Raw genomic sequence first — 18,239 nt, 5'->3', positions numbered from 1 at the left:
CTTGCCAACCCCCTCTTGAGGAGGGCCGGAACCTCATGGACGAAACCCCCGTGGTCGCTGCCTCCGGCCACACCCTCGGCGACAGTGTGTCGACCCTGGCCGACCTGGTCCCGTGGTGGACCCTGCCCGTCCTGGCCGTGCTGCTGTTCGGCGCCAGCGTGGGCTGGGTGATCTACAACGGGCAGCACCGCCAGCACCGCCGGACGACCTGGCCCATCTACCGTCGTGTGCGACTGCGCATGTGGCCCGGCCCGGGGTTCGCCGGCCGGTGGGTGCTCGGCCGTGACTACGGGCTCCTGCGGGCGTGGAAGGTGGCCAAGAGGCGCCGTCCCGACCTGTCACGCCGGGACCGGGCGTTCGGGCCTCGGGGCGAGATTTCCGTCTACCACGGCAAGGCTCAGGGCTTCCTGTACGGGCTCGGCCGCCACAAGGTGCGGTCGACCTTCGAGGACAACTCGCTCACGGTCGCCCCGCCCCAAGAGGGCAAGTCGGTGTCGGCGGTCCCCGTCATCTGGGACGCGCCGGGGGCCGTGGTGGTCAACACGATCCGCGGCGACCTGCTCCGCTCCAGCGCGGGTTACCGGGCGACGCTCGGCGGGGAGATCCTCATCTTCAACCCGGCCAACGTCGGGGAGTACGGATCCACGTTCAAGTGGAACCCGGTGGAAGGATGCAGGGCCTTCGATGTGGCCGTGCGGCGGGCGGGCTACATGGTGGAAGCCCAGACCAGCCAGGGCATGAGCAACGCGGACTTCTGGGACGACCAGGGCGTGATGTACCTGGCGCCGCTGCTGCACGCGGCCGACCTGGTCATGGGCGACCACAACGACCTGGTCCAGGATGAGGAATGGGCCGACCTGCTGCCCGAACCGATCTCGATGCGCACCATCACGCACTGGATCTCGACCGCCAGCCTGGTGCCCTACGAGATCCTGCGCAGGCACCCGGGCGCGTCCCGCTCGGCGGCTGAGGCCCTGCTCAGGTTCTTCCGCGAGACGCCGTTGAAGACCCGCCAGTCCATCGTGACCACGCTCGGGCGCACCCTGCGGTTCATGCTGGATGAAAGCGTGTCCAACATGCTGGTGCCTCGACGGGGAGACATCACGTTCGACGCCGAGTTGTTCGTGCGCAGCCGGGACAGCCTGTACCTGATCTCGCCCCCTCCGGAAGGGCGTTCCCCGGTGGCGCCGCTCATGGCGGCGTTCCTCGGCGAACTCTTCACGACGGCGGTTGCGGCCAACGAGAGGCATCGGTTCGACCGGCCGCTGACCATGGTCCTGGATGAGGTCGCCAACACCGTACCCGTGCCGCTGGCGTCGTGGACGTCCTACTCGGCCGGGTCAGGGATCACCCTGCACCTGTACACGCAGGCCCTGTCGCAGTTCGTGACGCGGTGGGGGCGTGACGCCGCGGACGAAATCGTCTCCAACTGCAAGCTGGTCAAGATCTGGCCCACGGTGAAGGGGGAGAGCCGCAAGCTGCTGGACGCCTCGACCGGTAAGGTCCGGCTGGTCCGCAAGGACAAGCAGGAGTACCAGGACCGCAAGGGCGGCACGAAGTCGCGCACGGTCCGGCACGAGACGTGGGAGGACGCGCTCCCGCACCCGGGCCGTGACATCCCGGACGGCTACGTGGTCTGCACCCTGCGGGAGAAGACGCCGACCGTCATCCAGCCACCGACGTTCTGGAAGGACAAGCGGTTCATCGACCATCCGGTGGAAAACCTGACGTTGCCGCCGGTCACGCAGCGCCATGTCCCCGAAGCGATTCCGGAGCTGCTGGCGCAGATCCACAAGGACACCGTGCGGGAGGGCGCGACTCTGCCCAAGCCGGAAACGAACGGCACGGGCGGGGGCGGGTCCGAGAAGCGTTCCCCGGACAAGGCGCCCCCGCTCAACCGCGGCGGTCAGAGTTCCCACGCGGGTTCGGGTTCCAATCCACTGGACGGTTTTGAGGTTGATCTGTGAGCAGTAACGAGGACTACGAGTACCTCGGTGACCTGCCCGACGTCGGGGGCCCGGCCGCGAACAGCGGTCGGGCCCCCGCCCGTGGGGAGCCCTCGGCGTCGGCGGCGGCCGCGCTGGGGGAGGGCCTGGGGGAGGCCAGGGCTGAGGTGCGCGAACTGCGCAACCAGGTCCAGGACGTCCTGGACCGGCTGACCGAGTCCACCAACGACCAGAAGCACCTGCACGCGCAGCTTCTCCAACTGGGCGAGGTCGTCAAGGCGCTGGCGGAGGCCCAACAGCAACAGGGGCCAGCGGAGGATGAGGAACCGCCGCGGCCCATGGACTGGGCGCAGGTGCCCGTGGACGAACGGGACTCCTGGATGGAAGGCCGGGCCCGGTGGGTGCGTGATGTGCTGTTCACCAACTACGACGACGCACACACCCGGCTACGCCCGTGCTGGCCGCTCCACACGACCCTGCTCAACGACATGTCGTTGCTGGAGTGGATCTATGACGACGGGTTCGGCGAGTCGCGGCGCCTGATCTCGGCCGAGAGCTTCCGGCGCACGGTGGAAACGATGCTGGAGCGCGCCGAGCGGCTCACCCGCTCGTGCCCGCAACCCGATTCCGACCAGATGCACCCGGTGCCGCTCCCGCCCCGGGACGATGCCGCTCAGGTCGCGCTGATGCGGCGTCAGCTCGCGCTACAGCAGGCCCTGGAGTACTACCTCCAGGGCGGAGAGGTACAGGAGGCACTCAAAGCCCTGGGGGCGCAGGCTACGCAGGCCGACCACGACCGCACCGCACAGCGGGTTCAAGAGTTGGGCGAGTCGATGCGCAGCGCCATCCGCGCCGCCGGTGCCACTCGTCAGGAGTGGGAGGCGTTCCGGGACCAAGCTCGGCTCCAGCTCGACCAGCGCACGAAGGTGCTGGCGTCCAGGGGTGAACAGCCCAAGTCCTAACCCCGCCTCGCCCCAACCTGCGGGCCCGTACCGTCTCGGTGCGGGCCCGCACTCATGTCCAGGGGTCCGGTGCTGAGCACAGGGCCCACAGCAACGTGGCCTCCACGCCGCTGACGTAGGAGGTGCTCAGCTCCCGGGCGGCCCGTTCCTGGCCGCGCAGGACGCGGGCGGCCGCGGCCGCCTCGCCCTCCAGGTCCTGGGTGCCAGGCAGGGCGGTGGCTGGCCGACGGTTGGTGACCGGGCCGGTGGGGAGTTCGCCGCGGGCCCACGCGATGGCGTCCAGGATGCCGGCGGCGTACTGGCGGCTCGTGGAGTCGGGGGCGGCGTCCAGGGCCTGGGCGTGCACACGGCTGATCAGGTCGTCCACGGCCTCGACGTAGCGGATGATGCCGAGTTCGTAGCGGGCGTTGTGTTCGGCCTCGCCTCGGGGGTGCTCTCCCCGGTTGAGCCGGGCCCGCAGGTCCTCCAGCTCGGCGCCGGTGAGCCGCCGCGGCGGCTGCGGGTCGGACGACTGGTGGCGGGCTCGGATCTCGGCCAACGTCATCATGCGGTACCGGGGCCGCTGTTCGCTCATGCCCTCTACGGTAGGCCGTGGCGCACCGCGGCGGCGAGGCTACAGCTCCATCTCCTCGTCCTCGTGCTCGCGCTCCGGCTCGGCCTGGCGCTCGATCTCCTCGTCCTCGCGGTCGACCTCGGCGCGCTCGGCCTCGCGCTCCTCCAGCTCCTGGCGGGCCTGGCGCTCGCGCTCCAACAGGGCCTCGTCGATCTCGTGGGCCTGCTCGCGGTGGCGCTGGAGGACGTCGTCATGCTCGGCCTGGCGCTCGGCCTCGATGTCGGCACGGTGAGTGGCGACCTCGGCGGCCTGGCGGGCCTGGTCGATCATCCGGTCCAGCTCGGCGGTGCGGTCCGCGGGCGCCGTGCGGCCCGGGACCAACTCGCCCTCGCTGATGTCCAGGGCGAGCTGGTCGACGCTGACCCCGTCCCGTTCGCGCTGAGCCGCCCAGTCGGCCGCCCACTCCTGACCGGGGACCAGCTCACCATCCTTGATGTCCAGGCTGAGCTGGTTCTCATCGACCTCCTGGGACTCCTGCTCCTGCTCCCGCTCGGCCTCGTCCGTCTCCCTGGGTGCGGGCTCGGCGCGCTCGGCTTCCTGGCGGCGGGCGGGCTCGGGGATCTCCAGCCCCAGTTCCTGCTGGCCCTCGCACTGGCGCTCGCGCTCGGCCTCGGCCAGCTCCTGGCGGCGCTGGCGCTCGGCCTCGCGCTGGCGGGCCTCGTCGGCGTCCAGGTGCAGCGGCGGCAGCGACTCCACGTCCACGCTCGGCTGGCGGCCCTCGCGCAGCTCCTCGGCGGCGCGGCGGCGCAGCTCGTGGTCCGCGCGCTGGGCCAGCACCCGCTTGTCCTCGGTGACCTCGTACCACCGGCTGCGGGCGGCGTCGACCTGGGCCAGCTCCCGGCAGTGCTCGCGCAGCTCCTGGGCCAGCTCGGCGCGGCCGGCCGCGCGGGCCTCCAGCCCGGCCCGGCGCTGGGGGTCCTCGACGGAGGCCGCGCGGGCGCGCAGGATGGCGGCCTCATCGGCCAGGTCGCGGGCCTGGAGGGAGGCAGCGCGCAGCTGCGGGGCGACGTGGGCCGGTGCCCATGCCGTCTCGCGGGCGTAGGCGGCGCGCAGGGCGTACAGGTCACCGACCCCCACGGTCGACAGGTCGCGCTCACCCTCAGGGGCGCCGAGCGCGTCGTGAGCGGCCAGCCAGGACGCGCGGCGTTCGGGTTCCTTGCGGGAGGGGGCTGGGCCGATGGCGTCGGTCGTGGCGTCGTACATCCACTGTTCGCGGTAGGCCACGACGGCGCGGGCCCGCTGGATCCAGGTCTGGCGCTCGTCGTCGGCCTCGGGCACGGGGCCGATGCGCTCGACCAGCCACGCGGACGGGCGCTCGGCCTCGCGCTGGGCGAGTTCCTCAGCGCGGTCGTCCATGGCCTCGGCGACCTCGAACCTGAACCGGTCGATCTCCGGCATCCCGAGAGGCTTGGTGCGCTGGACTTGGGTGGCGTGGATCTCCTCCTCCGTGGGCTCTAGGGCGTCAAGGTTGATGTCCCGGTTCTCGGCGTCCTTGTTGATGCGCCAGTGCAGCACACGGCTGATGGACTCGGCGCTGTCCAGCTCGACCCTGCCGCGCTGGGTGATGGCGATGTCCAAGATGCCGTCGGCGTTGTACCCGGCCTGCTCCAACCGGTTGAGCAGACGGCCGAGAACGGGGAACTCGTCCTCCCCGCGGGCGCGGTCGGCCTCGTCGCGGTCCAGGGTGCCGCGCTGGACGGCGCGCTCCAGGTAGGCGATCGCCTGATAGGTGCGGGTGCTGTCCAGCCACATCGCGCCGAGGTGGGCGCTGTGGCGCGACCGCTCGAACTCGGCGTACATCGCCTCAATCGACGTCTGGTCGGCGCCGTCGCGCTCCAACACGGACGTGAAGATGCCCAACCGCTGCTGGTCCAGGGCCTGACGCTGCTCGGCCTCCTGGCGGCGCTGAGCGGCCGCGTCCTGGGCCTGATCCTGGGTGACTTCGTCACCGATGAACTCGACTTCGCTGCGGAGTTCGCCGCGCTCGCGGGCCGCGGCCTGGCGCTGGCGGGTGACTTCCTCCTCGCTCTGCTCGGGTCCGGTCCGAAGGTCGGCGATCCGCTCGCGCTCGGCGACGGCGTAGGCGTAGTTGCCGTACCGGCCGCGGGTCATGAGCACGTACCACATCTGCCGCGTGGTGGTCTCGTCCGCGATGCCGTGGCAGGTGTCCACGGTGCGGCCCTGGGCGGCGTGGGCCGTACCGCTGTAGGCCAGCTCTACATGCTTGGCCACGTAGGACTTCGGCAGGATGGCGTAGGTCGGCTCCTCCTCGTCCTGGGTGCCCCACAGTGCGGCCTTGATGCTGCCGTCCTCGCGGGTTTCGACCACCTGGAGCACGTCGCGGTTGGTCAACGCACGCTCGTGGCCGCCAACGGAGATGGTGCTTTCGTTGGCGCGCGCCATGATCAGGTCGCCCACACCGGCGGCGTTGGTGTCGGCCAGCGTGATGCCGTCGGCCTCGACCCGGCCGAGTTCGACCAGCTCGGCGCGCACGCGCGCGGACAGCTCGGACGCGGCCTCGTTGGTGCTGGTCAGCAGCAGCGTGTTGCGTCCGGCGAGCAGGTCGGCGAGGTAGGAACGCAGGGCCTGGGCCTGGACGTCGTCGCGGGTTCCCGCAAACAGGCGGCCGTGCTTGTCGTACTCGCGCAGAGCCTCGGGGCGGCCGTCGCGCAGCCCCAGGGAGGCATCCCGCTCCCACTGCGCATCGAACCGGGCCACCTCGGTCAACTCGTAGGCGCCGCCGACCTTGGACAGGTAGCGGCCCATGCCGCCGGCCTCCGGGGCGGGGAGCTGCTCGTGGTCACCGGCCCACACGATTTTCGCGTTCGCCTTGGTGGCCAGCGACTGGATCTTGGCCAACAGATGGTTACTGACCATGGAGTACTCATCCACCACGATGAGCTGGCCCGGGACCACACGGGTCTGGCCAGACTCGATCTTGTGGAGCCACTTCTCAATGTTGTAGGCGCTGCTCAGGCCCTCGTTCTGGAGGACGTTGGCGGCGTTCTGAGCCAGCGCCAACCCCACAACCGGGGTCTGCGTGCGCTCGCGCCAGACCTCGGCGAGCTTGGCGACCACGTAGGACTTACCGCTACCGGCAGGGCCCACGATCATGTCCACGCCGCGGCCGCTGGTGACGATGCCCGCGACCGCCTCGGCCTGGTCGCGGCGAATGGTGGGGTACTTGGCCATGATCTGCCGCAACGCCATGTCGCGCTGGGTCATGGGCGGCAGGGGTTCGTGGCGGACCGGGGCGACTTCGCCGCGGAAGTCGATCGGCCGCGCGGACATCACGGGAGCGGCCGGGAGAGCGGGCTCGACCGCGGGCGCCTTCGGGGCCGAAGTCGCCGCCACTTCGGCCTGAGTCGGCGCGGAGGACTGGACGCTCGGGTCGGTCTCGGCCAGCTTCTTGCCCACGACCTCCTCCCACGCATCCGTCTCGTGGTCGACGTGCGGCAGCAGGGTGTCCAGGAACGTGGTCCGCAGGGTCTCGCGCTCGCCCTCGTCCCGGATGTCGGCCAAGTCGTACAGGTGGTCCAGAACACGCCCGGCCAGGTGCAGCTGTTCGGGGCGCAGCAGGGCGGCCAGGTCGCGGGCCAGGGCCACACGGGATTCGATAGTGAGGGCACCCTCTTCCACCGCGCCGGGCGCCCGCGTCGGCGCCGGGGGCTCGGGGAAGTCCTCGGGGTTGGGCGGCTCGAACCCCCACGACTCGGCGGCCTCCCGGCGGATCTCGTAGGGGGTCTGGGCCGGGGCCGGGTCGGTGACGGACAGGCGGTGGCGGCGGGCGTCCACAGCGGCCTCCACGGCCACGTCCAACAGCAGCCGCTGGCGCTCGTCCAGCAGCTCCGCCAGGCGCTCGGGCTCGCCCGCCAGGTCGCCCGGGTCGACGCCCTCGGGCAGGTCGGCGGCGTGGACCGGGCCGCCTTCGTAGTCGCGGAACAGGTCGAACGCCTTCACCGCGGCGGCGCGTCCGGCCTTGTCCGAATCGAACGCCACGACGGCGCCCACGCCGGGGGCTGCCTTGTCGGCCAGGGCCTGGACGTGCTCGGCGGTGAGCGCGGTTCCGCAGGTGGCCAGGGCCGTCAGCTGCGGGCCGTCCTCGTCCTCACCGTGGGCGCCAGCCACCGCCAGGACGTCGAGTGGGCCCTCCACGATCACCGGGCGCGCGCCATTGAACAGGTCGGGGCGCTGCTGGCCCATGCCGTAGAGGGTGGCGCCCTTGTCGTAGATCTCCGTGGACGGGCTGTTCAGGTACTTGGGGGCCTTCTCGCTGGCCTGCGGCGTCTTGCGGCCCACGAACGCGATGGTGCGGCCGATCTGGTCGGTGACCGGCAGCATCACCCGGTGCCGGAAACGGTCTTCGATCACTCCAGTGGGGCCGTTGCGCTTCACCAGTCCGGCGGCAAGCAGCTCGTCGTTGGTGTAGCCGCGGGCGCTCAGGTGCGCGAACAGGCCCTGACGGTCGCCGGGGGCGAAGCCGACCTTCCACGGCGAATCCTCGGCCAGGACGTGGGACAGACCCCGCCCGGTCATGTACTGGCGGGCCTGCTCACCTGCGGGGCTGTGAAGCTGCTGTTGGTAGTAGGCCGCGGCGTCGGCGTGGGCGTCCCACAGACGCCGGATGCGTGCCTGATCCGCGTCATCCTCGGCGGGGGAGTCCTCTTCAACTTCGTGAGGAACGTCCGCCTCGTCCTCATGAATTTCGTGAGAATCGGCGGTGGTTCCTTCGTGATGCGGGATTACTTCGCCCTCGACCGGATCGACTTCGGTCTCACTCGGAACGACTTCCTCGTCAAACCGGCGGTCCGCCAGCGCGCTGGTGAAGGACTCCACGACCGCGTCGCGGACCTCCTGCGGCTCACCGGTGCCGGCGGCCTCCAGCAGGTGCGCCAGGGCCTGCGCCGCCACCCGGTCATGCCGGGCGGGGACCAGGTGCGCCGCCTCGGCCGCGACCTGCGCCCACTCCTGGCCAGCCTCCCGCAGGCGCTCCACGCGGGCGGCGACCTCCTCCAGCCACACCGCATCAGCCAACGGCTGGTGCTCGGCCTCGGGCAGGGGAGAGGCCAGCATCTCCCGGGCGACGACGAAGCCGCCCAACAGCTCGGGCGCGGTCAGCTGCACGGGCGAGAACACCAAGCCGTGTTCGATCGGCTCGTGCTCGAACCACGTCCGCGGAGCGCCCTCGCGCAGGGCCTCCGAGGTCAGGCGCTGCTGGAGGTCCAGCTCGTCCAGAGTCGTGTACCGCTCGGCGTTGGGCGCCAGGTACGCCGACGTGCCGTCCGCGCGGCGCAGCTCGCCGGGGACAGTCACCACGTCCGGAGCGTTCAACAGCCGCACGCCGGCCGGGCCGCTGGGGTCAAGGGCCTGGTCGGTCAGCTCGTTGAGCAGACGGTCCAGGTGCGCCCCCGGAAGAATCCCCAGGTAGCCGGGCAGTTCGTCGTTGATACGGCGCAGGACGTCGTGGCGGGAGAAAGTGCTCTTGGACTGCTGGACGCGGGCCACGGCGGTGGTGATGATCCGCTCCACCATCGCGGGCGTGGCCTCGAACTCCTCCGTGACCGGGGTCGGCACACGGTCCGGGCTCCACAGGCCGAGCGCGCGCGCCGGGATCTTGATCAGGCTGGAGACCTCTTCGCGGTTGAGCTTGTCCTCCCACCGCTTGAGCATCGCCGCCCGGCTCAGCCGCCCCTGTTCCTTGGACGGGCGGCTGCTGGTGGTCACGTGCTGGGAGATCTTGAACAGCGCGCGGGCGCTGGGCTGGTGGCCGTGGTTGCGCTCGTACTCGGAGAGAAGTCGCTCCAACTCGGCGGTGATTCGCGCGCGCCGTGTGCTGAATGCGGCGATCTGCTCGGGCTCCACACCCTTGATTTCCCAGCCGTTTCCGTCTGCGCGCTGGACCCATTCCACGCCGAGAACGCGGGTGAGGTTTTCCATCATGGTGCGCTCGCCGACCGCTGCGGCCCCGGCCCTAGAACGGAACAGGGCGCGGGAGTCGACCCCGCGCCATTTCCCATCTGCACACATTTGTCTGTTTAGAATTGCTTGATGGACATGGAGGGCAGGTTCTCCCTCGCGGTTCGTATGCTGCTCGAACCGAGCAACCACGAACCCGCCGGCGTCGTCCCATCGGCCGGTGCTGCGCCCTTCCACCGTACCGCCGTGGTAGCCCACACGTGCGTCACCGGCGTGTTCCACAAGGTATTCCAGGCTGGCAGCCGAACCCTGGCGAACGCCTTCCCAAACGGCTTCGGCGGCGGTGCGGTACTGCTGCGCCAGGTCGTGCTGGCCTCGTGCTTCTGCGGTGTGGGCCGCGGCCTGCAATCCTGCGTGCAGCAGAGAAACGGATTTAACCGGCGAAAAAGTGGCGTCGTAGAAATAAACGGTGCTCTGGCGTTCGGCCCTCTGGACCGCTTCGGCCCACAGCTCCTCACGACGCTCCGCGGTCGCCTCGGGCTCGTCATTCAGCGATTTCTCATACCAGGATTCAGCATCCCGGAAGCGCGGCGGGCGCCGGCCGAGACGGTCGGCGCAGTCGTTCTTGAAGAAGTCGTCAGAGGTCGGGTCGTTGAACGTCGAATAGAGCTGTTCCATGACGCGCGGGTCGATGACCGACCCGGGCTCAAAACCGAGCGCTGCCGCGCCGGGCCCCCACCAGCGGCCCGGGGGCTCGCCGTGCTGGGAAATGGCCGCCAGGTAGTAGTTCTTCGGCTCGGCGGTGGCGCGGGTGAGGTATCCGGGGTCGTAGCCGGGCGTCAGGCTCAGCATCTCGGCGACCTCCCCCGGGGCTACGCAGACGACTGGCGGACGCTAGCACCCTACCATGATCACTAATAGTGCCTCGGTGTGTGGAGTTGTTTTAGGAGGCGGAGCCTCCTACCTGGCAGGATGCCAGGTACAAGCCTGAGAGGGACAGGGAGAGCTGAGGGGAGCCATGAGGGTGCTAGGGACACCTGACGTGCGTTCGTCCTCCTGTAGGCCACTGGGCGCCGCAGGCGCCGTTTTCTGCTAAGGTTCACCCGACTTATCACCCGCTTTTAGAAGGCATGCCCCCGCCGTAAGGCGGGGGCATTTTTCGCGCGAATACTGTTACCGGCTTGGCTGGGGTCCTCCGTGCGCTCGACCGACCCTGTTACCCGCGCTCGCTGGCGCTTCTCCGCACCTGTCTGCGCGTTTTAGGAACGTACTGTTACCGGGCTCTCCTCCCCGCTACCGTGGAACGGGTCGGCAACCCTGTAACCGTGAGGCGTCCGCGCTATGTCTGCGACTGAAAAACCGCGTTCTTCTTCCGCTCCCGAACGGCTCCCCGGCCGGGCGGGGTCCTCGGCCTCGGGCATGTCCCGCGCGCATGCGCGGGACGAACTCCCCGCGCTACTCGGTCTGTCCATCGGGGCCGGTCTCGTCGGTGGTATCGGTGCGGGAATCCTCATCGCTCCAATCCCGGGCGTGGTCCTGGGCCTCGTCCTGGCGCTCGCTGTCGGAACCGTGGTGCGGCGCCGTGGAGCGTCGTACCAGTGGCGCATGGGCGCGGTCGGGGAACGGCGCACGGGTCGCCGTCTCAACGCTCTCCGTCGGCGCGGCTGGGTGGTCTTCCATGACCTGTCCTTGCCTGGCTCGCGCGCCAATGTCGATCACCTGGTAATCGGTACTTCTGGCGTGTACCTGGTGGACTCGAAATACCGGCGCGGCGCGGTCCGCTTCGGTGGCCGTCGTGGCTGGATCCGCATCGGGAAAACCGGAGGACCTTTGCTGGTGCGCTCGGCGCAATACGAAGCTGAGGCGGTGACGCGCGTCCTTTCGTCTGCGCTCGGTCGGCGTGTAGATGTGACTGCGGTTCTCGCCGTTCATGTGCCGCGCTCGCGTTTTCCGGGGTGGCGTGAATTCTCGGCGTCGGGGGTGCCGATCATGGCGGCCTCTGCGGTGGTGCCCTGGCTGCGCGCCCGGCGCGTTCGGGTGTTCTCGGCGGCCGAGGTGGTCCGGGTGGCCGAGGTGGTCCGGGAGCGGCTGCCCGCGTACCGCAACCGGTGAGCGACTCGGCTCCGAGTCGGTGTGACTCGGTGGCCGAGTCGGACGGCTTCACCACGAACGCGGGCGGGGCCCGTGCCGAGTAGCTCGGCGCGGGCCCCGCTTCGTGGTGACCCGGGGCCCGGCTCTACCCGGCCCCGGTGGTGTCAGCTGGTGATCACCCACACGCTGAGCGCGCGGCGCAGGTAGGCGAGTTCGACATCACTCGTCGGGCCGCTCGGGTACGCGCTGCGGTAGGCGGGCATGGGGTCCGTCTCCGGTGCGGGTGCGATGGCGTGTCGGCACCGGCCGGGGCGGTGGATGTGGTCGTTGTCGAGATCAACGGTCCTGGCGAAGTTGGCGGCGACGGCGTCGGCCTCGGGGTTGAACACGATGGGCGCGATGAGGTGAGCGTGGGCCGCGATGACCGCCGGGTCCTGGGGGTCGATGATGTGGCGCGGGTTCATCTCGAACGTCGCCCAGTAGTTGACCTCCTCGCGGCGCAGCATCTCGGCCGCCACGTCGAACCGGTCGGCGTCACCGGACTGCATGGCTTTGTAGTAGGCGCTGACGTTGTACACGAGACCCTCGGCAAAGTCGGCGTGCAAGTCGCTGGGGCTGCCCGCGGTGTCCTTGATGTCGTCCCAGCTGAGAACGCGGGTGGTCTGCATGGTTCCTCGTTTCTCTCGGTGGTGTTCCGGGCGGTGCGGGGGAGTGGGGATCCCCTCGAACCGCTTACCTGTAATATACCCGGCCCCGTGGTTCGCGTCAACTCCGACCAGGTGTTTCGCCGATCGCAATACGGGCGGAAAGCCGCGTCCTACACTGGGTGCATGAGCACATCTGACCCGCGCGACCCGCGCGAGGAACTGCGGGACCGGCTGGAGGCCGGCGCCCTGTCGCCGGCTGCCGCCGGCCTCGCCCTGGCGCTCGACCCTGAGGGCGACGCTGCCGCTCTGCGGGCGGCCGAGGAACCCGGGACGCTGTCGGCCGAGGAATCGGCGCGCATCGTGGCGTCCTGGGGCCTGGAGGCTGACGACATCGCCGCGATGGCGCGACACCTGGGGGTAGAAACCTCGTCCGCCTCATGATCGGGGGGCGGGTGCTGGATACCTCCGCGCTGGTGGACTACGGAACCGGGCGCATCTATGCGCGGGCTCTGGTCAGTGCGGCGCTGGGCTCGGGCTCGCTGGTCCTGGCCGTTCCTGCGGCCGCGCTGGTGGCTGCGCGCGGTCGGCTCTCGGAGTCGGCGCGCGCCGAACTGGACCAGCTGGTGCGGCTCTCGCCCGTGGTGGTTGACGGTCTGTCTGCGGACGTGGCCGCGCGGGCGGGGGATCTGCTGGCGCGGGCTCGACTGCGGCCGTCCGGGGATGCGGTGGCGGTGGCGCACGTGGCGTTCTCGGCGCGCGTGCGGGCCTGGCCGGTGGTGACCTCCGATCCCGGGCCGCTGCGCGCGCTGGATGCCGCGCTGGAGATCGACGCGCTGCCCTGAGGCGGTCAACGCGAAAGCCCCCGACCGCGGGTCGGGGGCTTCGTCGTGCCCTGCCCTAGAACAGGTTGAGCTGTCCGGCGGGGGGCTCGGGGGCCTGCGGCTGGGGCCGCATCACGCGCGAGATGCTCGCCCGGCGGACGTGGATGCGGCGTTCCCCGTCGCTGATGGTGTATTCGGGGCGCTCCCTGTGGTCCTGCCACGTGTCCTCGCTCCGGCTGAGGACGACGTAGCGGCCGTGGGCCTCGGTGAGGGAACCGTGGTACTCGACGGTGTCGCCGACGGCGGGGGCCTGGGCGCGGTACTGCTGGCGCATCCGGATGACCTGTCGGCCGATGTCGGCGGACTGGGCGCACTGGAAGCCGTAGCGCTTGCGGCCGAACCGCTCGGTGCGACCGCACAGGCGGTCGGTGCACTGGGCGTCGTGGGCCTCGATGAGGCGGGCCTCGGTGGCGTCGATCTGGTGGGCGCGGATGGCGGTGGTCATGGTGTCGTCTCCTGGTCGGTGGTGCTCGTCGGGGGCAGGGACTGGGCGGGCGCCCCGGGGTGGGGCGCCCGCGCGGGGGCTACAGCTCCCCGACCAGTCCGTCGGCGGTGACGTACTCGATGAGCAGCGACTCCCGGACGGTGTCGACCAGACCTGAGGCCGGACCGCTCGTGTAGCGGATGAGGTGGTGGTGGACCGCCTCGCGGTACTTCCCGCCCTCCACGAACGGGTCGTGAACGGTGCGGTAGGTGGTGTGGGCGGGCTGGAGGTAGACCGCACCCACGTTGACGTTCGAGAACGGGTGGGTGGGGCGGTCCAGGATGAGCTGGTCGCCGGTGGCCAGCTGGGTTCCCCGCACGGTGAACAGGGACAGGGTCGGCTGGGCTTCGGTGTTCGCGATGGCGGCGGTCATGATTCCTCCTGCTAGTTGGTGGTGTTCCGGGGCGGCGCGGGGGAGTGGGGATCCCCTCGAACCGCTTACCTGTAATATACCCGGTCCCGTGGTTCGCGTCAACTCCGACCAGGGGAAATGACCGTTTTGCCGGTTTCGATTCTTCCGTTCGGCGCGCGTCTGGGGACGGGCCGCGAACGGCTCCCGCATGCTGTCGGCCGTGACTTGGCGCCGAGTAGGGGTTACTCGGCCGCTGAGTGGGGGCACTTCATCGCGCATACGGGCGGGGCCGCGCCGAACCCGGGGGTCCGGCGCGGCGGGGCGGCCTTAGGGGCGCAGGGCCTCGGGTTCGTGTCCGTCGGCCTCGGCCGCGTGCAGGATGTCGGCCAGGGCCTCGATGACCTCGGCGCGCGGGGCGCGTTCGGGCGCGGCCAGGGCCTGGCGCATGGCGGCTGTGTGCTCGGTGGACTCCTCGGCGTCGGCGAGTACCTCCCGGGCGTAGGGGTGGGTGAGCGTGGCGTCCATGAACGCGAGTTGGTGGGCGCACAGCATGTCGACGGCGTCCGCGAACGCCTGGGCGGGCTCCTGGACGTCGGCCAGGGCCTGGGCGACGTGGGCGCGATAGTCGGTGAACCCGGGGGGCTGGCCGGTGCGCACTGCGGTGAGTGCGCGTCCGGTGGCCACGCGCTCGGGGACGTCGGTGAACTCGGTCATGGGTCCTCTTCCTCTCGGCGGTGTTCCTGTCGGTGTGGGGCGGGAGTGGGGTTCCCCGCCCCGGGGGGCCGCGCCGGACCGCTCGGGGTCCGGCGCGGCGGGGACGGGCGCTAGTCCCGGGGGTCGTGGTGGATGTCGGCGAACGGCTCGTGTGCGTCGTAGATCGCGTACGGGCTGCCGTGGGCGGCCTGGGCGGCGTGCATGAGGCTGGCCAGGGTCTCCACGTACAGGGCTCGGACCCGCTCGGGGTCCTGGGGCTCGGCCGGGACTCCCGACCGGGTGAGGTGCTGGAGTACCTCCTCCAGACGCTCGGCCGGGGCGTCGACGCCCTCGACGTCCTCGGGCTCGATCGGCTCGCCGTCGTACTCGGCCTGCTCCTCGTTGGCCAGCTGCTCGGCGTCGTCCGCCAACAGGGCGGCGTCTTCGCCGTTCCAAATGGCCGCGCGGGCGTAGGTGCGACGGGCCAACGCGACCAGGTGGGTTTCCTCCAGCGGCTCGAACGCCGCGGGGGCCAGGGCCTGGGCGAGATCCCGGGCGGTGGCGATGCGCTCGGCGATGCGGGTTGCGGCGGCGGTGCGGATGGCGGTCATGGTTCCTCGTTCCTCGGTGGTGTTCCTGTGGGTGTGGGGCGGGGGTGGGGTTCCCCGCCCCGGGGGGGCCGCGCCGGACCGCTCGGGGCCCGGCGCGGCGGGGCGCCTACTGGGCGCCGGTCTCCTCGGCCTGCATGGCGGCGTGCAGCTCGCGCGCGAGGCGGTCGGCCTCGGCCGGGTCGGACGCGGCAATCTCGCGCAGGGTGGCCGTGAGCATGGCCTGACCGGTGCGGGCGATGGCCTCGACGTACTCGGCCTCGGTCATCGGGCCGGGGTTGAGCTTGCTCACCAGGCGGTCGGCGCGGGCGGCGACGGTGTCCAGGAACTCGGTGATCTGCATGGGTTTCTCCTACTCATCGGCGGTGTTCCGTTCGGCGGTACCGGGGGAGTGGGGATCCCCCGAACCGCTTACCTGTAATATACCCTCTCCCTGCGCACGGGTCAAACACAGGTCGACGGTTCGGCCTGCTGTGACCCTACTGTTACCCGGCCTTGCGGGGGCGGCCCCGGCGGCCCGGCAGGCTGGCCACGAACGCGGCCAACTCCCGGGCGCTGAACGTGCCGTCCGTCGCGCGCGCGGGGGCCTTCTCGGCATAGGCAGGGTTGTTGACGGCCTTGCGGACGGTGTCGGCGTCCTTGCCGGTGCGGCGGGCGAACTCGGCATAGGTCACGCGCTCCCCCTCCTCGAACTGGGCGGGGTCTATACGCGGGGCGCGCGCCGGGCGCGGCCACGCCTCCAGGGTGGCGAGACTGTAGATGCTCGGGCCCGGGGTGCGCACGGACGCGAGGAACTCGGCCAGCTCCTGAGCGTCGACCTGGCGGGCGCCGTCGCGCGCGGGGGCCTGCTCGGCGTGGTCGCGCAACGTGCGGTTCACCGTGGTCTTGGACATGCCGACCCTGCGGGCGAACTCGGCGCCGCTGACGCGCTCACCGGGGGCGAACTCCTCGGCCGCGCGCTCGACCGCCTCGGCTGCTCCGCTGACCGGGTGCGTGCCGCGTAGGGCCCGGTCGGGGAACCCGGGCAGGCGCGGCCACTGCTCGCCTGCCATGTTGGCGCTGACATCCTGGGCGCTGGCCCACTGGGCCAGGGTGACGGGGTCGGCCGGGAACCTCGGGTCCTGGGCGTGGGCGGGGTCTAGGTCCTGGTCCTGGAGCCACTGGGCCAGGGCGTGGCGGTGGGCCTCGGCGTCGGTGGCGATGGCCTCGGCCTGGGCGTCGTCGTAGCCGAGTAGGGCGGCCCACCGGCGCCGGGCCTCGCGCTCGGCGGTGTCGGTGGTCTGGGTGTTCTCGGCCATGGCGGCGCGGTCCTCTCGGTTCGGTCCCTGTCGCCACGGTGGATGACCGGCGGCGGGCGGGGCTATCATGGTCGGCACTGCTGGGAAAATTCGTTTTCCCGGTGGTGTTCCGGGGGCGCTCGACCGTGGGGCCCGGCGAAAGCCGGGAAATGGTCGGCGCCCCTTCTGCGTGCGCGGGGCGCCGGCCGGACGGGTGAGCGTCCGGCCGGCGCCGGTCCTACGGGGTGTCGAGTGCGCGCAGGGCCCGGACGGTGTGCCCTGCCGGGCCGCGCAGGTACACCGCTTCGTCGTGCTGGGACTCCTCGTACCACTGGTCCTCGGCGGTGCGGGTCTCGCCGTGGCGCCCGTACAGTTCGTTCATCAGGGCGTGCACGTGAACGCGCGTCGCCTCGGGGCCGGTGAGCTGGAGATCGGCGATGGGCTCCAACTCGTCCAGGATCTGGCCGGTGGTCATGGCCTCGACCCTGTCCGCGTGGCGCCGGTACAAAGCGCGCTCGACCATCAGGCGGACCACGTCCCGATCGGACATGTTGGGCCCCGTGGGCCCGGTGAACTCGGTCCTGTTCCTCAGGGCGGCCAGCTGCTCGGTGGTGCCGGTGGCGATGACCCGCGCGGCGCGCGGGCGCTGAAGGTTGATCATGACGTGTGCCTCTCTGCCGGTGGGGCGTGCCTCGGGGGCGCCGGACCGGGCCCGGCTCGGTCGGGCGATCGGCGCCCCTACTGCGTGTGTGCGGGCGCCGCCCGGACGGGGAACCGTCCGGGCGGCGCTGCTCCTACAGGGCGCGGACCGCGTTCAGGACGTAGCCGATCGGGCCCCGCGCGAACACCGCTTCATCGTCGGCGTCCTCGTACCACTTGTCCTCGGCTGCGGCGGCCTCGGGGTGGCGGTGGGTGAGAACCTCCAGGTAGGCGTCAATGAAAACGACGTCGGCTTTGCGACCGCGCGGCCCAACCCCGGTGAGGGGCTCCAGCGCCTGCACGATCGCGGGGGTGGTCATGCCCATGGCCTGGACGTTGTAGCGGCGGGTCAGCTCGTCGCAGATCCACGCGCGGATCATGCGGGACTCGACGTTGGCGGGGGTGGTCATGTCCAGCAGGGTGACCAGCTGCTCGGTGGTGCGGGAGGCGACCAGGCGGATGGCGCGCTCGCGTGCGGTGTTCGACACGATGGTTCTCTTTCTCTCGGTGGTGTTCCGTTCGGGCGGTACCGGGGGAGTGGGGGTCTCCCGAACCGCTTACCTGTAATATACCCGACTCCGGGTGTGGGGTCAACTTCGACCCTCCGGGGCCGCGCCGGACCGCTCGGGGCCCGGCGCGGCCGCCGGTTGCCTACAGCGCGACCTTGACGAGAACGCCGTAGGTGGCGTGGGTCGGTGTGCTGCGGATGACGTACACGGCCTCGGTGAGCGTGTATCCCTCGCCCACAAGGGCCTCGGCGATGCGGTGGCCAACGACGTCGGCTTTGTCGTGGGCGGCGGCGCGCGCTTGGTCGTCGTCGGCCTCGACGGGCTCGCCGTTCCATGTGACCTGTACGGCGGTCTCCTGGTGCAGCGGGCCGACCGACACGCCGCGCATGATGGCGGCGGGCACGGCTTGGGACACGACGCGCATCACAGCAAAGGCCGCGTCGGCGAGTTTCAGCGGGTCCATGGGTCCTCGTTCCTGTCGGTGGTGTTCCTGTGGTGGGCGGGGGTGGGGCTCCCCGCCCGGGGGCCGCGGCCGGGCCCGCGGGGGGCCGGGCGGGGGGG

At 71.0% G+C, this 18,239-nt stretch carries 17 protein-coding genes; 5 read left to right on the top strand and 12 right to left on the bottom strand.

The features are described 5' to 3' along the window. Positions 1-35 precede the first annotated feature (35 nt). On the top strand, positions 36-1,967 hold the full coding sequence (locus FYW99_RS28895) for a type IV secretory system conjugative DNA transfer family protein (protein WP_150255222.1): 1,932 nt from the start codon (positions 36-38) through the stop codon (positions 1,965-1,967). Beyond that, a complete protein-coding gene (locus FYW99_RS28890; RefSeq protein WP_150255219.1) occupies positions 1,964-2,908 on the top strand; it encodes a hypothetical protein in 945 nt (314 codons plus the stop codon). Before FYW99_RS28895 ends, FYW99_RS28890 begins: the two co-directional genes overlap by 4 nt. Positions 2,909-2,960: 52 nt before the next feature. On the opposite strand, the gene FYW99_RS28885 is transcribed toward FYW99_RS28890, so the two are convergent. Together FYW99_RS28885 and mobF are read right to left on the bottom strand one after the other, a co-directional pair. Further along, positions 2,961-3,482, bottom strand: coding sequence for a hypothetical protein (locus tag FYW99_RS28885; RefSeq protein ID WP_150255217.1), 522 nt, complete (start codon positions 3,480-3,482; stop codon positions 2,961-2,963). A gap of 39 nt (positions 3,483-3,521) precedes the next feature. Further along, positions 3,522-10,289 (bottom strand): MobF family relaxase, encoded by a 6,768-nt coding sequence (gene mobF, locus FYW99_RS28880; RefSeq protein ID WP_150255215.1) that lies wholly within the window; start codon positions 10,287-10,289, stop codon positions 3,522-3,524. A gap of 678 nt (positions 10,290-10,967) precedes the next feature. Between mobF and FYW99_RS28875 the strand changes: the two genes are divergently transcribed. Then, positions 10,968-11,549 carry a nuclease-related domain-containing protein gene (locus FYW99_RS28875; protein WP_190394851.1) on the top strand — a complete coding sequence of 194 codons (582 nt, stop codon included), beginning with the start codon at positions 10,968-10,970 and terminating at the stop codon, positions 11,547-11,549. A 143-nt stretch (positions 11,550-11,692) separates the two neighbouring features. Here the strand turns inward: FYW99_RS28875 and FYW99_RS28870 are convergent, their stop codons facing one another. Continuing rightward, positions 11,693-12,196, bottom strand: coding sequence for a hypothetical protein (locus tag FYW99_RS28870; protein WP_150255210.1), 504 nt, complete (start codon positions 12,194-12,196; stop codon positions 11,693-11,695). Positions 12,197-12,358: 162 nt separating this feature from the next. Here FYW99_RS28870 and FYW99_RS28865 point away from each other — a divergent pair, with 162 nt between their 5' ends. After that, complete coding sequence (locus tag FYW99_RS28865) at positions 12,359-12,616, top strand: hypothetical protein (RefSeq protein WP_150255208.1); 258 nt, start codon at positions 12,359-12,361, stop codon at positions 12,614-12,616. Positions 12,617-12,627: 11 nt separating this feature from the next. Next, positions 12,628-13,017: a PIN domain-containing protein gene (locus tag FYW99_RS28860; protein ID WP_150255206.1), complete on the top strand. Its 390-nt coding sequence runs from the start codon at positions 12,628-12,630 to the stop codon at positions 13,015-13,017. Between the two features lie 55 nt (positions 13,018-13,072). Here the strand turns inward: FYW99_RS28860 and FYW99_RS28855 are convergent, their stop codons facing one another. From FYW99_RS28855 to FYW99_RS28815, 9 genes are all read right to left on the bottom strand, one after another. Next, positions 13,073-13,501 carry a hypothetical protein gene (locus FYW99_RS28855; RefSeq protein ID WP_150255203.1) on the bottom strand — a complete coding sequence of 143 codons (429 nt, stop codon included), beginning with the start codon at positions 13,499-13,501 and terminating at the stop codon, positions 13,073-13,075. Between the two features lie 79 nt (positions 13,502-13,580). Beyond that, complete coding sequence (locus FYW99_RS28850; RefSeq protein ID WP_150255201.1) at positions 13,581-13,913, bottom strand: hypothetical protein; 333 nt, start codon at positions 13,911-13,913, stop codon at positions 13,581-13,583. Between the two features lie 306 nt (positions 13,914-14,219). Further along, positions 14,220-14,606, bottom strand: a complete 387-nt coding sequence (locus FYW99_RS28845) for a hypothetical protein (RefSeq protein ID WP_150255199.1) — start codon at positions 14,604-14,606, stop codon at positions 14,220-14,222. A gap of 110 nt (positions 14,607-14,716) precedes the next feature. After that, positions 14,717-15,196, bottom strand: coding sequence for a hypothetical protein (locus tag FYW99_RS28840; RefSeq protein WP_150255196.1), 480 nt, complete (start codon positions 15,194-15,196; stop codon positions 14,717-14,719). A gap of 106 nt (positions 15,197-15,302) precedes the next feature. Beyond that, on the bottom strand, positions 15,303-15,536 hold the full coding sequence (locus FYW99_RS28835; RefSeq protein ID WP_150255193.1) for a hypothetical protein: 234 nt from the start codon (positions 15,534-15,536) through the stop codon (positions 15,303-15,305). A gap of 142 nt (positions 15,537-15,678) precedes the next feature. Further along, entirely contained in the window at positions 15,679-16,491 is an 813-nt protein-coding gene (locus FYW99_RS28830) for a hypothetical protein (protein ID WP_150255191.1), read from the bottom strand. Positions 16,492-16,708: 217 nt separating this feature from the next. Beyond that, entirely contained in the window at positions 16,709-17,131 is a 423-nt protein-coding gene (locus tag FYW99_RS28825) for a hypothetical protein (protein ID WP_150255188.1), read from the bottom strand. Between the two features lie 133 nt (positions 17,132-17,264). After that, positions 17,265-17,657 carry a hypothetical protein gene (locus FYW99_RS28820; protein WP_150255186.1) on the bottom strand — a complete coding sequence of 131 codons (393 nt, stop codon included), beginning with the start codon at positions 17,655-17,657 and terminating at the stop codon, positions 17,265-17,267. A gap of 163 nt (positions 17,658-17,820) precedes the next feature. Further along, the gene (locus FYW99_RS28815) at positions 17,821-18,141 is read right to left on the bottom strand and encodes a hypothetical protein (protein WP_150255183.1); all 321 of its coding nucleotides are present in this window, start codon (positions 18,139-18,141) and stop codon (positions 17,821-17,823) included. Positions 18,142-18,239 lie beyond the last annotated feature (98 nt).

Origin of the sequence: Nocardiopsis deserti (assembly GCF_008638355.1) — a bacterium.
GTDB classification, from domain to species: Bacteria; Actinomycetota; Actinomycetes; order Streptosporangiales; family Streptosporangiaceae; genus Nocardiopsis; species Nocardiopsis alborubida.
Note: the sequence above shows the minus strand (reverse complement) of the source record. Positions and strands in the feature narration are given on the sequence as shown.

What these genes read in the sequence shown, in the direction of transcription:
- FYW99_RS28815 (WP_150255183.1), bottom strand. Translation starts at nt 18,141, where the DNA reads ATGGACCCGCTGAAACTCGCCGACGCGGCCTTTGCTGTGATGCGCGTC.
- mobF (WP_150255215.1), bottom strand. Translation starts at nt 10,289, where the DNA reads ATGCTGAGCCTGACGCCCGGCTACGACCCCGGATACCTCACCCGCGCC.
- FYW99_RS28855 (WP_150255203.1), bottom strand. Translation starts at nt 13,501, where the DNA reads ATGACCACCGCCATCCGCGCCCACCAGATCGACGCCACCGAGGCCCGC.
- FYW99_RS28870 (WP_150255210.1), bottom strand. Translation starts at nt 12,196, where the DNA reads ATGCAGACCACCCGCGTTCTCAGCTGGGACGACATCAAGGACACCGCG.
- FYW99_RS28850 (WP_150255201.1), bottom strand. Translation starts at nt 13,913, where the DNA reads ATGACCGCCGCCATCGCGAACACCGAAGCCCAGCCGACCCTGTCCCTG.
- FYW99_RS28830 (WP_150255191.1), bottom strand. Translation starts at nt 16,491, where the DNA reads ATGGCCGAGAACACCCAGACCACCGACACCGCCGAGCGCGAGGCCCGG.
- FYW99_RS28840 (WP_150255196.1), bottom strand. Translation starts at nt 15,196, where the DNA reads ATGACCGCCATCCGCACCGCCGCCGCAACCCGCATCGCCGAGCGCATC.
- FYW99_RS28895 (WP_150255222.1), top strand. Translation starts at nt 36, where the DNA reads ATGGACGAAACCCCCGTGGTCGCTGCCTCCGGCCACACCCTCGGCGAC.
- FYW99_RS28845 (WP_150255199.1), bottom strand. Translation starts at nt 14,606, where the DNA reads ATGACCGAGTTCACCGACGTCCCCGAGCGCGTGGCCACCGGACGCGCA.
- FYW99_RS28885 (WP_150255217.1), bottom strand. Translation starts at nt 3,482, where the DNA reads ATGAGCGAACAGCGGCCCCGGTACCGCATGATGACGTTGGCCGAGATC.
- FYW99_RS28835 (WP_150255193.1), bottom strand. Translation starts at nt 15,536, where the DNA reads ATGCAGATCACCGAGTTCCTGGACACCGTCGCCGCCCGCGCCGACCGC.
- FYW99_RS28865 (WP_150255208.1), top strand. Translation starts at nt 12,359, where the DNA reads ATGAGCACATCTGACCCGCGCGACCCGCGCGAGGAACTGCGGGACCGG.
- FYW99_RS28825 (WP_150255188.1), bottom strand. Translation starts at nt 17,131, where the DNA reads ATGATCAACCTTCAGCGCCCGCGCGCCGCGCGGGTCATCGCCACCGGC.